General features: G+C 60.5%; 13 protein-coding genes. 6 read left to right on the forward strand and 7 right to left on the reverse strand.

The genetic code is table 11. The features are described 5' to 3' along the window. Positions 1–14: 14 nt before the first annotated feature. Entirely contained in the window at positions 15–959 is a 945-nt protein-coding gene (locus GSQ82_RS22580; protein WP_158794531.1) for an ABC transporter ATP-binding protein, read from the reverse strand. Between the two features lie 244 nt (positions 960–1,203). Between GSQ82_RS22580 and GSQ82_RS22585 the strand changes: the two genes are divergently transcribed. Next, positions 1,204–1,620 carry an RDD family protein gene (locus GSQ82_RS22585; protein ID WP_158794532.1) on the forward strand — a complete coding sequence of 139 codons (417 nt, stop codon included), beginning with the start codon at positions 1,204–1,206 and terminating at the stop codon, positions 1,618–1,620. Positions 1,621–1,622: 2 nt separating this feature from the next. Here the strand turns inward: GSQ82_RS22585 and GSQ82_RS22590 are convergent, their stop codons facing one another. The 3 genes from GSQ82_RS22590 to GSQ82_RS24810 form a co-directional block, all read right to left on the reverse strand. Continuing rightward, entirely contained in the window at positions 1,623–2,960 is a 1,338-nt protein-coding gene (locus GSQ82_RS22590; protein ID WP_158794533.1) for a DNA polymerase, read from the reverse strand. Positions 2,961–2,990: 30 nt separating this feature from the next. After that, entirely contained in the window at positions 2,991–3,086 is a 96-nt protein-coding gene (locus tag GSQ82_RS25845; protein ID WP_371417258.1) for a VOC family protein, read from the reverse strand. Positions 3,087–3,191: 105 nt separating this feature from the next. After that, positions 3,192–3,308 (reverse strand): VOC family protein, encoded by a 117-nt coding sequence (locus GSQ82_RS24810; protein WP_216847160.1) that lies wholly within the window; start codon positions 3,306–3,308, stop codon positions 3,192–3,194. A gap of 117 nt (positions 3,309–3,425) precedes the next feature. Here GSQ82_RS24810 and GSQ82_RS22600 point away from each other — a divergent pair, with 117 nt between their 5' ends. Beyond that, positions 3,426–5,087 (forward strand): acyl-CoA carboxylase subunit beta, encoded by a 1,662-nt coding sequence (locus GSQ82_RS22600; protein ID WP_158794534.1) that lies wholly within the window; start codon positions 3,426–3,428, stop codon positions 5,085–5,087. A gap of 63 nt (positions 5,088–5,150) precedes the next feature. On the opposite strand, the gene GSQ82_RS22605 is transcribed toward GSQ82_RS22600, so the two are convergent. Both GSQ82_RS22605 and GSQ82_RS22610 read right to left on the reverse strand, forming a co-directional pair. Next, positions 5,151–5,648, reverse strand: coding sequence for a hypothetical protein (locus tag GSQ82_RS22605; RefSeq protein ID WP_158794535.1), 498 nt, complete (start codon positions 5,646–5,648; stop codon positions 5,151–5,153). Between the two features lie 81 nt (positions 5,649–5,729). After that, entirely contained in the window at positions 5,730–7,433 is a 1,704-nt protein-coding gene (locus tag GSQ82_RS22610) for a hypothetical protein (RefSeq protein ID WP_158794536.1), read from the reverse strand. A 97-nt stretch (positions 7,434–7,530) separates the two neighbouring features. On the opposite strand from GSQ82_RS22610, the gene GSQ82_RS22615 reads away from it, so the two are divergent. The 4 genes from GSQ82_RS22615 to GSQ82_RS22630 all read left to right on the forward strand — a co-directional run bounded on the left by GSQ82_RS22615 (position 7,531) and on the right by GSQ82_RS22630 (position 11,310). Continuing rightward, on the forward strand, positions 7,531–8,370 hold the full coding sequence (locus GSQ82_RS22615; protein WP_158794537.1) for an ABC transporter ATP-binding protein: 840 nt from the start codon (positions 7,531–7,533) through the stop codon (positions 8,368–8,370). 87 nt (positions 8,371–8,457) lie between these two features. After that, positions 8,458–9,213 (forward strand): metallophosphoesterase, encoded by a 756-nt coding sequence (locus GSQ82_RS22620; RefSeq protein WP_158794538.1) that lies wholly within the window; start codon positions 8,458–8,460, stop codon positions 9,211–9,213. 267 nt (positions 9,214–9,480) lie between these two features. Further along, positions 9,481–10,719, forward strand: coding sequence for a DNA polymerase (locus GSQ82_RS22625; RefSeq protein WP_158794539.1), 1,239 nt, complete (start codon positions 9,481–9,483; stop codon positions 10,717–10,719). Between the two features lie 180 nt (positions 10,720–10,899). After that, on the forward strand, positions 10,900–11,310 hold the full coding sequence (locus tag GSQ82_RS22630) for a VOC family protein (RefSeq protein ID WP_158794540.1): 411 nt from the start codon (positions 10,900–10,902) through the stop codon (positions 11,308–11,310). A gap of 40 nt (positions 11,311–11,350) precedes the next feature. On the opposite strand, the gene abc-f is transcribed toward GSQ82_RS22630, so the two are convergent. Beyond that, a complete protein-coding gene (gene abc-f / locus GSQ82_RS22635; protein ID WP_158794541.1) occupies positions 11,351–13,315 on the reverse strand; it encodes a ribosomal protection-like ABC-F family protein in 1,965 nt (654 codons plus the stop codon). Positions 13,316–13,375 lie beyond the last annotated feature (60 nt).

Genomic DNA, 13,375 nt, shown 5'->3' on the forward strand with positions numbered 1-13,375 from the left:
GTTTGGCGTGCGGATTAGTTTTTGGTCAGGGCGAGGAAGGCGTCTTCGAGGGCTGGGCTTGCGACTTCGAGACCGCTGAGTGTGGAGTCGCTGCGTAGCATCTCGCGCAGGACGGACTCTGCTTCGGGAGAGGTGACGTTTGCGATGCCGTCGCGAATGCCGACGTTGGTGACGCCTGGAAGGGCTTGCAGGAATTCTTTGGAGAGCGTGGTCTTGCAGCGAATGGTGCGACCGCCGCTGCTTCGTTTGATCTCGGCCGGGGTGCCTTCGCTGATGACGCGGCCTTTGTTGATGACGATGATGCGGCTGGCGAGGGCGTCGGCCTCTTCGAGATAGTGGGTGGTGAGGAGGATGGTCTTTCCTTGCGCGGATAGTGAGCGGATATGCTGCCAGAGGGCGCGGCGGGCTTCGATGTCCATGCCGACGGTGGGTTCGTCGAGGAAGATGAGGTCTGGGTTGCCGCAGAGGGCGAGAGCGAAGAGGACGCGCTGTTTCTGGCCTCCGCTGAGCTGGCCGAATTGGCGATCTTCGATGCCTTCGAGCTGGGCGACGCGGAGAACTTCAGCGAGTGGCAGGGGATTGGGATAGTAGCTGCTGAAGAGATCGATGTGTTCGCGGACGCGGATGGCCTCCGTGATGCGGGCGACCTGCAGCATGGCGCCTACACGGGTGCGAGTGGTGGCTTCGCGTGGATCGCTGCCGAAGACGCGGGCGGTGCCGGAGGTGGGGGCGATGAGGCCGAGGAGGAGTTTGACGGCAGTGGATTTGCCTGCGCCGTTAGGGCCGAGGAGGGCGACGACTTCTCCGGGATGGAGGGCTAGGCTGAGGCCGTCGAGTGCGACGGTGCCGCCGTAGCGACGAGTGACTTTGGAGAGTGAGGCCACGGGTTGTTTGGGCGCGAAGTGGGGGGTGTTCGCTTGGGGTCTTTCCGTCTCGTAGGCGATGGCGGCTAGCGGCATGGCGTCTCCTGTCTGGTTCTAAGAGAGAGCATGAGCTTGTTCGGCGACGGGAGTTAGTGGCGGGAGTCAGGAATCGGATGTGACAGTTGTCATGCAGAGGTAACTATGGAAGAGACATGGTGAGGGAATGTTCAGCGTGCGGGGATTGACGTTTATAGTGTCTGTCATGAGCGAAAAAGAGAGCAGACCCAGAAGGCGATTTCATGCCCATGAGACAGCGCGTGTCGATAGCCTGGATCATCGGTTGTTAGCTGCGTTCTGGCAGAGGGCGGTGGCGTTTGCCGTGGATTTATTGATTTCGGTTTTGCTCTTTTCCCCTGTGGAGTACGTGTGGCAGCGCTACGTGGAACATAACGAAAAGATATTGATCGCGCTGGACTTTCATGAGTGGCGCAGTCTTTTGGTGATCGTGCTGTACTTCGGGCTGTGTACCTTTTTCTGGAACGGCAAGACGGTGGGAAAATGGGTCGCTCGGATTCGCGTGGTGAGCTTGACGCACGAGCGGGTTTCGCTTTGGCAGGCGCTGGAGCGGGCGCTGGGGTATGGGGCTTCGGCGCTTGAGGTGGGATTTGGATTTTTGCAGTTTTTTATCAACCGGAATCGTCAGTGCGTGCATGACAGGATCGCGGAGACGATTGTGGTGGATGAGAGAGCGGCGTAGCGCTACATGTAGTCGACGCCGTACTGGACGGGGATCTGGGTGAAGGCGATTCGAGTGGGAGCGGACTCGCGTGCGGGGAGCATGCCGGCGAAGTGCAGGGTGGTGTGGCCGTACTTGAGATTGAGCTTGTCCATGGTGGTGGAGAGCTGGGCGCGGTTGTTGGGGTCGGCGAAGAGTTCGTCCTGATGCTCGCTTTCGGGGATGAGGTTGCGGAGGGTGACGCCGACGAAGAATGGCTTGTTGAACTCCGCCCCCTGGGGGCGCTGCGCCCAGAGAGCGCGGAGGACTTCGAGGAGGGTGAGGGTGTCCAGGCAGTCACGGAAACGGGCTTCCATGGCCCAGCCCGAGTTTTTGATGCCTGAGGTATGCCGCTTGACCTTGCTGTGCGCTGCCCGTGCCTCGGCCTGTTCTCGCGTGAGTTGATAGCGGATGGTGACGGCGAGGGAGCCGGTGTAGAAGTGCTCCATGCGGAGGCGCATGGCGGATTTGTGGAGGAGCTTGTGGGCAACGGCCCAGGAACCTTCTTGGGAACGGTGCTCGGGGGCGAGGACGTGGGAGTGGCCGAGAGATTTCTGGACTTCGGCCTGGGATACGTTGCTGCCGGTGGAGTCTTCGGTCTGGGCGCCGCGCAGCCAGTGATACATGCGATCGCCCCAGACGGAGTCGAAGAGGGTGCGCATGCCGGAGCGGTCGAGGGCAAGGAGCTGCTCCATGGTGGTGATGCCTTTTTTGTTGAGACGGATCTCGGTGCGGGCGCCTACGCCGGGGAGGTCGCGAAGTTCAAGGTGGGCTATGGCTCGAGGGAGTTGCGATGGTAAAAGGCCAATCAGCCCGTCGGGTTTCTGCATGTCGCTGGCGATCTTGGCGAGGTAGCGATTGGGCGCCATGCCGATGGAGCAGCGGAGGGCCACGCCGGCGTTTTTGTAGATGGACTGCTTGATGTCGAGGGCGATCTGACGGGCGCGCGGGGGCTCCTGCTCGCGGCCGATGAGCTGGCAGACCATCTCATCGATAGATGGGGTGTGGGAGACAGGGCAGGCGAGTTCAACTGCTTCGGCGATGAGGTGGGAGTATTTTGCGTACTCGGTGTGATTGCCGGCGATGAGGATGATGTCGGGACAGATCTCTTTGGCTTTCCCGACCTGCGTGCCGGTCTTGATGCCCAGGGCCTTGGCTTCGTAGCTGGCGGCGATGCACATGGTTGTGTCGGCCATAGTGGGAACGACGGCCAGGGGCTTGCCGCGATACTCCTCGTGGAGCTGCTGCTCCACCGACGCGAAGAAAGAATTCAGGTCGATGTGCAGATAGTGGAAACGGTCGGGTTGGGGCGCGGTGGACACGATGAATAAAGACGATTATATATTCGCCTTTTATTTGCTTTGAATGATGTCGTAGGTAATGCCGAATGGATCGCGGAAGTAGAGCGAGTTCTGGTCTTCGCGCAGGATCGTGCATCCGTTTTCCATGAGGGATTGCTTGGCAGCCTGAATGTCGTTGACGGTAAAGCTGGGAATGGGAGGCCGGGTGTCCAGATCCTGATTGACGTAGAGAAGAAAGTGGCCTGTGTCATATTAGAGATTTTTCTCAGTCCGGCTCAGAAGTTCAAACTTCATGACGTTGGTGTAGAAGTTCTCTGCGGCAGTGATGTCTTCCAGATGGATGGCTACGCAGTTGTTTGACCTGAACATTGGACACGCTCCTGCCATCGTTTGATGTCGATTGTAGCGATGGGAGAGCGAGGCGTATGGAATGAGGAGGTTGTGCTGCACGACTGAATGGAGGAGGCGCTGCTAGAATCTCGTTCTATGGCCGCAGCCGAGCATCCTATTAAGCAAAACGTCCCCGACACGAAGTTAACCAATCATCAGCGCAAACTGGCAGAGCTTGCGGCGCGACACGCCATCGCCGAAGAGGGCGGAGGCCTGGAGCGGCGGGAGCGCGAGCGTAAGGCGGGTAAGCTTTCGGCGCGGGAGCGGGTGGACTTTCTTCTGGATGAGGGGACGTTCGAGGAGACGGACAAGTTTGTCACGCATCGCGCCACGGACTTTGGGATGGCGGAGCAGCGGGTTCCGGGAGATGGGTTTATTACCGGATACGGGCGCGTGAATGGGCGCGTCGTGTTTGTGTTTGCGCAGGACTTTACGGTGTTTGGCGGGTCGCTGTCGGAGGCGAATGCGGCGAAGATTGTGAAGGTGATGGATACGGCGATGCGGGTGGGCGCGCCGATTGTGGGACTGAACGATTCCGGTGGGGCGCGCATCCAGGAGGGGGTGGTCTCGCTGGCGGGATATACAGATATCTTTTTGCGCAATACGCTGGCGAGCGGCGTGGTGCCGCAGATCTCGGCGATCCTTGGACCGTGTGCGGGCGGGGCGGTGTATTCGCCGGCGATTACGGACTTTACGCTGATGACGGAGAAGACGAGTTACATGTTCGTCACCGGACCGGATGTGATTAAGACGGTGACGCATGAGGATGTGACGAAAGATGCGCTGGGCGGGGCGTTGACGCACAACGAGATCTCCGGCGTGGCGCACTTTATGGCGCATGACGACCAAGAGTGCCTGGCGATGGTGCGGGAGTTGCTTGGATTTTTGCCGTCGAACAACCTTGAGGATGCGCCACGGAGGGCGACGCAGGACGACGCAGGGCGGGCCGACGCTGCGCTCGATACGATCATTCCGGCTGAGAGCAACCAACCGTACGACATGGTGGATGTGATCTCGCGCGTGGTGGACGACGGATATTTCTTTCAGGTGCAGGAGCACTTTGCGAAGAATATTGTGGTGGGTTTTGCGCGTATGGCAGGAAGGCCTGTGGGGATTGTGGCGAACCAGCCTGCGTATCTTGCGGGCGTTCTGGATATCAATGCCAGCGTGAAGGGTGCGCGATTTGTGCGGTTCTGCGATGCGTTCAATATTCCGCTGATTACGTTTGAAGATGTGCCGGGCTTTATGCCGGGGATACAGCAGGAGCACGGCGGGATTATTCGGCATGGAGCAAAGCTGCTGTATGCCTTTGCCGAAGCAACGGTGCCGAAGCTGACGGTGATCACGCGGAAGGCCTATGGCGGCGCGTACTGCGTGATGAGTTCGAAGCATCTGCGGACGGATCTAAATCTTGCATGGCCGACGGCGGAGATTGCGGTGATGGGGCCGGAGGGTGCGGTGAATATCGTCTATAAACGCGAACTGGAGACGACGGTGCGGCGAGCGGAGGCGATGTGGCCTCAGGGCAGGGCGTTCACCGAGGAGGAGAAGCTGGCTGTGCTGGCCGAGGCTCGCAAGGAGAAGGTGGAGGAGTTTACGGAGCGGTTTGCGAATCCTTATGTGGCGGCGGAGCGTGGGTATATCGACGCGGTGATTCGGCCTAGTGAGACGCGGAGGAGATTGAACTCGGCACTGGATATGCTGGCGACGAAGCGGGATAAAAATCCTGCTAAGAAACACGGGAATATCCCGCTGTAGAGGATGTGCTGAGTGAACGAACCTTTATGGCTCGTTTCGACAACTCTTCTATGTGCGGTTGCGCTACCTTTGTCCGATGAGTAGCAAGTTAGTGGGAATCGCGCGGCAGATTGCATTTGCTGGCGCACTCCACCTTGTGCCGTCGGCGTAGGTGATGGAGGTGACGTCGAGCCAGCGCAGAGCGCCGACTTTGCTCATCCACACGTCGAAGTCGGTAAGAGTCTTTTCTCCATTCCTGCGATGAAGGTCGAAAGCCTTTGTGACTTCATCGTCGTACGAAGCTTTGATGGGGAGTACGCGAGGGTTCGGCGATAGACCGTGGAGCGTGACTTCGAGAGATTCGATTGCAATCTCGGAGGTTGGGGTAAGGATGACATGAAGCCCTTGCGATGGGCCGTCTTTACGCGGGCTACTTGCGCTGAGCATGGCGGGCGCGGACTGGCGTTGGGCGAGTATGTTCACCGGACATGCACTGTCGTCGCTCTTTGGAGTTTGAGCGGCAGCGCAGGTGGTGAAACAGGCGGCTGTTAGAAGGAAGAGAGCTGCGGTTCGTTGGCTCATGAGAGGCTCCTGAACGGCTGGTAAGACGATACTCCCGGGGTGAAGGTGGTTCAAGGTGGGCGCTGCGGATTATTCGGTGGCTTACTGAGTGGTGCCGGTGGCGAAGATCTGGTCGGAGTGGGAGGCGATGACGCGATAGAGGCCGAACTGGCGGGAGTTCTGGCCGCGAAGCTCGAAGAGGAGGCTGGCGCGATTGCTGGCTTCGGCATCGACGACGTCGACGAATCGCATGTGAGGGGTGCGGTCGAGATGGGCCGCGTCCGTGACGTTCTGGATGGCTGGCTTGATGTCGCCGAGACCGTTGGCCTGGGCGACGATGGTGACGTAGCGGAGGGTTACGCCGGTGCCGGCGGTGTGGGCGGAGTAGATGTACGTCGGGTCGCCGCCGTAGCTTAGGGTGTAGGCCTTCAGTTCCTCATCCATGAGAGCTATGGGAGGGGTGGATGCGGGTTTAGTTGCAGTGTGGCTTGATCTGACGGGGGTTGTGGTCTTTTTGGGAGTTGGAGCGGATTTTGTCTGGGGGGTGCCGTAGGCGGCGAGTTGGGCGCGGGCGAGGTCTTGCATCTTCTGAAGGACGGCTGCGCGCTGGGTGGCGTCCTCGAAGGTGAGGGTGAAGGGGTGCGATTCGCGATTGACGGCGTCTGAGACGGCGACCATCTGATGAAGGCTGGGGGGAAGTCCGACGAGCTTGGGAAGGTCGGTCTCTGTGAGGGAGTGGGTTGGTTTGCCGTAGTGGAGGTTAGGGCGGTCGGGGTCGTCGTTCAGGGAACCGACTCCGACGACGCCGTTGGTGTCGGTCCTGGCTTTCCGGGCTTCTTCGGGCGAGCGGCGTTTCAAGGTGGGACGGTCTGGGTCGTTTGAGGGATCGCTGGTGCTGGAGGTGGTCGATCCAGAGCTGGCGGTGGAGTTGTCGGTGCTTCGCCGGCTCATGGTGGGACGATCGGGATCGTCGGCAGGGGCTGGGGTGGTGGAGGCTGGGGTGGTGGTTGTGCCGCTGGTGGCGGTGGTGTCGGAGCCGGCGGAGCTATCGTGGCGCTTCATCGTCGGTCGGTCTGGGTCGTCTGCGGGGGCGGTGGAGTCGGTGGTTGTGCTGGTGGTGGATGCTGTGGAGTTGTCGCGACGCTTCATGACGGGGCGGTCGGGATCGTCGGAAGTGCTGGTGGAGGTGGTAGAGGGAGTGGCTGGGGTGGAGGTTGTGCTCGGGGAGCTTGCAGGAGGGGTGCTGGGGTTGTTGCTGGGCGTGGATGAGGTGGTCGACGAGTCGCGGCGCTTCATGGTGGGGCGGTCGGGGTCGGTGGAGGTGGAGGCTGTATTGGACTGGGGTTTGGAGCTGGTGAGGACTGGCAGGGTTTTCGAGGGTTTGAGTGCGGCGGCGGCGGTTCTTCTGGGAGCGGCTAGGGGCTTCACGCTGCCGTAGCCGAACCAGCCGTCGTCGTAGGCTGAGTCGCCGGATGCGTCGACGGCCTGGAGGTGGCGGGCGTAGGCGAGATCGAGCATTCCCTTGTCGATGCCGGCCTCCTGAAGTTCGTAGACGTTTCCGCTGAGGAGGGCGAAGGGGACGGGACGGGCGATGTAGACACCGGCGTCCTGGAGCTGGCCTTCGATGAAGAGGGAGACAGGAATAAGGCGGCTGGCGGTGGGTTTGGTGAAGTCGCCGGTCCACTCGTAGACGCCGACGGCACGGACGACCTGCTCGGGCTTGGCTACTTTGTGCATCTGCGCGAGGACAAGCGGAGAGGCCAGGGCGGCGGCAGCGAGGATCGCGCGGAGGAAGAAGGGTCTCATGATCTGCTATCGAGATTAGACGCTATCGGTGGGGCAAAGTCCTACTGGGAAAGCTGGGGTTGGTTGCCATTGCGTTGAAGTTCGTTACCATCGCTCTATGGAACGTGTGGTGGATGCGGTTGCGGAGGGGGAGGCACTGCTTCGGGTGAAGGACCTGTCGGTTGCGTTTGGGGAGCGCGCGGCGGTGAGGGGAATCTCGTTTCATATCGAAGCGGGGGAGACGCTGGGGCTGGTGGGGGAGTCGGGATCGGGGAAGTCGGCTACTTCGCTGGCTGTGCTGCGCCTGCTGGCGGAGACGGCAAGGGTGACGGGTGAGATTCGATTTGGCGGGGAGGATCTGCTGGGGCTGCGGATGGAGGCGATGAGGCGGCGGCGTGGGAAGGAGATTGCGATGATCTTTCAGGAGCCGTTGACGGCGCTGAACCCGGTGATGCGGGTAGGGATACAGATCGCGGAGGCGGTGGAGGCACATCATCCGGAGATGTCGCGAAAGGCGGTCGGGACGCGGGTTCTGGAGGCGATGGAGGAGGTCGGGCTGGCTGAGGTTGAGCGCAGGGCGAAGGACTATCCGCACCAGTTTTCGGGAGGGCAGAGGCAGAGGATTCTGATTGCGATGGCGATTGTGAACAGGCCGCGCCTGCTGATTGCGGATGAGCCGACGACGGCGCTGGATGTGACGGTGCAGGCCCAGATTCTGGGGCTGTTGAAGGATCTGCGGACGCAGTATGGTTTGGCGATGTTGTTTATTTCACATGACTTGGCGGTGGTATCGCAGGTGGCAGACAGGGTGGTGGTGATGCGGCAGGGGGAGATTGTGGAGGAGGCTACGGTGGGGCGGTTGTTTGCAGAGCCGCAGCATGAGTACACGCGGAGGCTGCTGGCTTCGGCTCCGACGATGAAGACGGACCGGACGAGGCCGCTGGCTTCGGTGTTGTAGGGCTGTATCTGTCTGGATTTCGTGAATTTCCCGGATCGGGAAAAAGTATTTACACTTGGAAATTGGGCATTGGGCCAAATTGACTGCATGCGCGCGCTTATTCTTTCGGACATCCACGGGAATCTCGAAGCACTCAAGGCAGTTCTTGCAGCCGCAGAGCCGTACGATGTGCTTTGGAATCTTGGGGATATGGTGGGGTATGGAGCCAGTCCGAATGAGGTGGTGGACCTGATTCGGCCGTTGGCGCAGGTGAATGTGCGGGGGAACCATGACCGGGTTTGTTGCGGTTTGACGTCGGCGGTGGGTTTCAATCCGGTGGCTCGGGCAGCGGCGATGTGGACGAAGAATGAGTTGACTCCGGCTAACTTGCAGTGGCTGAAGGAGATGGCGCAGGGGCCGGTGACGCCGGAGGAGCAGAGCGCGGCGACGTGCGTGCATGGGTCGCCGTTGAATGAGGATCAGTACATTCTGAGCATGCGGGATGCGTGGGCTCCGCTGCAGCAGATGACGACGACGATCACGTTCTTTGGGCATACGCATGTGCAGGGCGGGTTCTCGCAGAAGGGTGATGACTGGCACGAGATCAAGACGCAGTACCGGACGAAGAATGCGGCGGAGAGCTGGAAGATGTTGATTCCAGAGGGGACGCGGCATCTGGTGAATCCGGGGTCGGTGGGGCAGCCGAGGGATTGCGACTGGCGGGCGGCGTTTGTGATGTACGACTCGGAGGCGATGGAGATTGCGTACCATCGCGTGCCGTACGACCTGACGGCGGCGCAGGGACGGATTTTGATGGCGGGGCTGCCGGAGCGACTGGCGGCCAGGCTGCGCGAGGGGCGTTAGTTCGCGGATTTTTTCCGGCGTGGTTTTTGGGTGGGGTTTTGCGATTTTTGGGCGTAAATCGCGGTTTCCTGGTGGACAGTTGGTGGTATTTGGGTGGTGAGATCGTGGTGATTCGCTGCGTGTTTTGTGGTCGTGGAAGCTACGCCAGGTTTTCGGGATAAATCTTCGGGAGTCACTTTGAACCTTTCTTGAAGTTTTGTCAGGGAGTGATTTAGGGAGATTATTGGGTTGTGCATTTTCGCTTTTTATTCGCTAAAATGAGTGGCTATGGGATGCCCGGAGATTGGCTGGCTGTTTGTCGATTTGAATGCTTACTTCGCGTCGGTGGAACAGGAGCTGCGTCCGGAGCTTCGCGGGCGGCCTGTAGGAGTTGTGCCGGTGGAGGCGGAGACGACGTGCTGCATTGCGTTGAGCTACCAGGCGAAGAGTTACGGGCTGCAGGCAGGGATGGTTGTTGCGGCGGCGAAGGCGCTTTGCCCGCACCTGATTCTGGTGAAGGCTCGGCCGCGGCTCTATATCGAGTACCACGACAGGATCAAGGCGGCGATCGAACGATGCGTGCCGATCCAACAGGTGATGTCGTGCGATGAGTTTGCGTGCCAGTTGATGGGGCGAGAGCGCGATCCGGTTCGAGCGACGGAGATTGCTTATGCGATCAAGGCAGCGATCCGGTCGGTGGGGGAGACGCTGCGGTGTTCGGTTGGGCTGGGGCCGAACCGGTTGCTGGCCAAGATGGCGGGCGATGTGCAGAAGCCGGACGGGCTGATGTTGTTCGATCGGGATACGCTGCCGCAGGCGTTGTATGGATTTGAGATCTCGGATATTCCGGGGGTGGGGCGGCGGATGGAGAAGAGGCTGCGCGCTGCGGGGATAACGACCATGCGTGAGCTATGCGCACAGAGGCGGGAGCATATGCATTCGCTGTGGGGCGGCGTGCTGGGGGACCGGATGTGGCTTTGGCTGCGGGGAGAGGATTTTCTGGAGCCTGCGACGCGAACGGTGCAGGCGACGTTCAGCCGGCAGCATATCCTGCCGCCGAACTGCCGGAGTCCGGAGAGGGCGCGTGGGGTTGCGATCAAGCTGCTGCTGTCGGCGGCTCGGCGAATGCGGGAGCAGGGGCTGTGGGCGGGTGGGGTGTTTTTGCAGGTGGGATTTATGGGGGAGGATCGGGCGTTGGATGCGGGGATTCGGTTTGTTGCGTGCCAGTCGCCTGCGATCTTGCAGGGGCATTTGATCGAGTTGTGGAAGGAGGTGCCGTCTGCGTCGAAGCCGTCGGATCTGACGGTGGGTGTGACGGAGCTGGGGCCTGAACCGGGGCCGGGGTTGTGGGCGGAGTCCGGCGATGCGCGGGAGCGGGTGACGGGGGTGATGGACAAGCTGAATGCACGGTATGGGTTGAATAGCGTGTATCCGGGGTCGATTCATGATGTGAGGAAGGAGGCGCCTACGCGGATTAGTTTCGGGATGCCGTTGCGGCGGGAGGACTTTGAGGATTCGGCGGATTAGATAGGTTGCTGTGTTTTGCTGGGAATTGGAGTAGGACGGTCGTGGTGGTGGTTAAAAGGGACAGACAACAGCAACAGCAGATCCCTGCGGGATGACAAACAAAAGGACAGACAACTACAACTACAACTACAACTGCAACTGCAACGACAAATCATTATGGTGGTCAAAGGAGTTCGCGCTATGAGTGACGTGCGGAGGGAAGCTGCATACAGGCCGACACTTCTGGCTGCTGAGCCTCAGCTCTTTGTCGCTGATGTTGGAGCGTCGTGCGAGTTTTATACGAAGAGGCTGGGGTTTGCGGTTGCTTTCACGTATGGGGAGCCGGCGTTTTACGGGCAGGTGTTTCGGGATGGGGCGAGTTTGAATCTGCGCCATCTGGACGAATCGGCCATGAGTGCGGAGCTTCGGGACAGAGAGGGTTTGCTGTCAGCGACGATCACTGTGGATGATGCGCAGGCGCTCTTTCTGGAGTTTCAGGCGGCGGGGGTGGTCTTTCATCAGGCGCTGAAAACGGAGCCGTGGGGGGCTCGCACGTTTGTTGTGGGCGACCCGGATAGGAATCTTATCCTGTTTGCGGGGCGGGGACAGTGATAGGCGTCCCCGCTTTAAGTTTGAGGGTGAAGCGAAGCAGCTAGGCGGTTTGTTGTTCTTCGAGGGTGAGGGAGAGCTCTTCCCACTCGGCGAGGAGGGTGGTGCGCTGGGCGCGGAGCTGGTCGAGTTCGGCGGCGTCCTTTTGGGATTGGTCGGCGGAGGTGAAGTTGCCGAGGCGGGCTTCGGCGGCGGCGATGGTGGATTCGAGGCGGGGGATCTCCTCTTCGGCGAAGCGCAGGCGGTCTTCGAGCTGCTTGAGCTTGATGGGGTTGAGGCGCTTGATGTTTGAGGGTGCGGGTGACGGAGCGATGGGCTCGACGACGGGTGGTGGAGGTGCAGGTGCGGCGGCGAGGGAGTTTGTAATCTGTTCGGTTACTTTATCGGGGCCGCCCTGTTTGCGCCAGAGGTAGTCTTCGTAGTTGCCGGGATAGATGTGGAGGCGGCGGTCTTCTACTTCGAAGACGCGGGTGGCGAGGCCGTCGATGAAGTAGCGGTCGTGGGAGACGAAGAGGACGGTGCCGGTGAAGTTGCGGATGGCTTCGAGGAGGACGTCTTTGGCGCGGAGGTCGAGGTGGTTGGTGGGCTCGTCGAGGAGGAGGAAGTTCGAGGGGGAGACGAGCATCTTGGCCATGGCGTAGCGGTTGCGTTCGCCGCCGGAGAGGACGCCGAGTTTTTTGAAGACGTCGTCGCCGGAGAACATGAAGCAGCCGAGGAGGGAGCGGAGTTCGACGACGGGAACTTTGGGGCTGGAGCCGCTGATGTCGTCGAGCATGCCGGCGTTGTGGTCGAGGACTTTGTACTGGTCCTGGGCAAAGAAGTCGGTGAGGACGTTATGGCCTTCGCGGATGGTGCCGGAGGTGGGTTCTTCCTGTCGGCTGAGGAGGCGGATGAGGGTGGATTTGCCTGCGCCGTTGGCTCCGACGAGGGCGATGCGGTCGCCGCGTTCGATGGTGAAGTTGAGGTTGTCGAGGATGGTGCGCTTGCCGCCGGTGGGCGTGGGGTAGACCTTGGTGAGGTTGGAGACCTCGATGACGGTGCGGCCGGAGGCGGGCGGCTGCGGGATGGAGAAGTGGATGGTGGCTTCGTCTTCGGGGACTTCGATGCGCTCGATCTTTTCGAGTTCTTTGATGCGGGACTGGACTTGCTTGGCCTTGGTGGCCTGGGCGCGGAAGCGGTTGATGAAGGCTTCGAGGGCTTCGATGCGGTCGCGCTGATTCTTGTACGCGGACATGAGCTGGGTGCGGCGCTCTTCTTTTTGAGTTACATATTTTTCGTAGTTGCCGTGGTAGGTGTGCATGCGCTTGTTCCAGAGTTCGACGGTCTTGTTGACGGTGACGTCGAGGAAGTAGCGGTCGTGCGAGATGAGGATGAAGGCGTTGGGGTAGTCGTGGAGATAGTTTTCGAGCCAGTTGCGGGATTCGAGGTCGAGGTGGTTGGTGGGTTCGTCTAAGAGTAAAAGGCTGGGCTTTTGTAACAACAGTTTGGCTAGGGCGATGCGCATCTGCCAGCCGCCGGAGAACTCTTCGGTGTTGCGGTCCCAGTCTTCTTTGGAGAAGCCGAGGCCGCCGAGGACGGCTCCGACTTGCGAGTCGAGGTTGTAGATGTCGTGGACATGGAGCTGGTCGGCGATGTCGGAGTAGCGCTCGGCTGCGGCGGCGTACTCTTTCGATTTTGGGTCGGCTTCGGAGAGGACGGTGGTGAGGTCGATGGACTCGGCTTCGAGGACGTGGAGGTGGTCGAAGACGGAGAGGCACTCGGCGAAGACGGTTTTGCCGCGGAGGGCGAGGCCGTCCTGGGGGAGATAGCCGAGGGTCATGCCTTTGACGCGGGTGAGCTGGCCGTAGTCGAGGGTCTCGATGCCCGCGAGGACTTTGAGGAGGGTGGACTTGCCGGTGCCGTTGCCGCCGACGAGGCCGGTGCGCTCGTCCGGGGTGATGAGCCAGTTGGCGTCTTCGAAGAGGAGTTTTTGGCCGAAGCGTTTGCCGGCTGATGAGAGTTGGAGCATGTCTCTCTATTTTCTCATCTGGAGGGTTTGGGCGTGTGTTTGCAGAGGCCTGCTGGGCAG

The organism is Granulicella sp. L60, from assembly GCF_009765825.1.
Lineage (GTDB): Bacteria > Acidobacteriota > Terriglobia > Terriglobales > Acidobacteriaceae > Edaphobacter.

Excerpts from the sequence above, each read along its gene's own strand:
- GSQ82_RS22610 (WP_158794536.1), bottom strand. The coding sequence starts at position 7,433 with ATGAGACCCTTCTTCCTCCGCGCGATCCTCGCTGCCGCCGCCCTGGCC.
- GSQ82_RS22600 (WP_158794534.1), top strand. The coding sequence starts at position 3,426 with ATGGCCGCAGCCGAGCATCCTATTAAGCAAAACGTCCCCGACACGAAG.
- GSQ82_RS25845 (WP_371417258.1), bottom strand. The coding sequence starts at position 3,086 with ATGGAAAACGGATGCACGATCCTGCGCGAAGACCAGAACTCGCTCTAC.
- GSQ82_RS24810 (WP_216847160.1), bottom strand. The coding sequence starts at position 3,308 with ATGTTCAGGTCAAACAACTGCGTAGCCATCCATCTGGAAGACATCACT.
- GSQ82_RS22580 (WP_158794531.1), bottom strand. The coding sequence starts at position 959 with ATGCCGCTAGCCGCCATCGCCTACGAGACGGAAAGACCCCAAGCGAAC.
- GSQ82_RS22615 (WP_158794537.1), top strand. The coding sequence starts at position 7,531 with ATGGAACGTGTGGTGGATGCGGTTGCGGAGGGGGAGGCACTGCTTCGG.
- abc-f (WP_158794541.1), bottom strand. The coding sequence starts at position 13,315 with ATGCTCCAACTCTCATCAGCCGGCAAACGCTTCGGCCAAAAACTCCTC.
- GSQ82_RS22625 (WP_158794539.1), top strand. The coding sequence starts at position 9,481 with ATGGGATGCCCGGAGATTGGCTGGCTGTTTGTCGATTTGAATGCTTAC.
- GSQ82_RS22620 (WP_158794538.1), top strand. The coding sequence starts at position 8,458 with ATGCGCGCGCTTATTCTTTCGGACATCCACGGGAATCTCGAAGCACTC.
- GSQ82_RS22605 (WP_158794535.1), bottom strand. The coding sequence starts at position 5,648 with ATGAGCCAACGAACCGCAGCTCTCTTCCTTCTAACAGCCGCCTGTTTC.
- GSQ82_RS22630 (WP_158794540.1), top strand. The coding sequence starts at position 10,900 with ATGAGTGACGTGCGGAGGGAAGCTGCATACAGGCCGACACTTCTGGCT.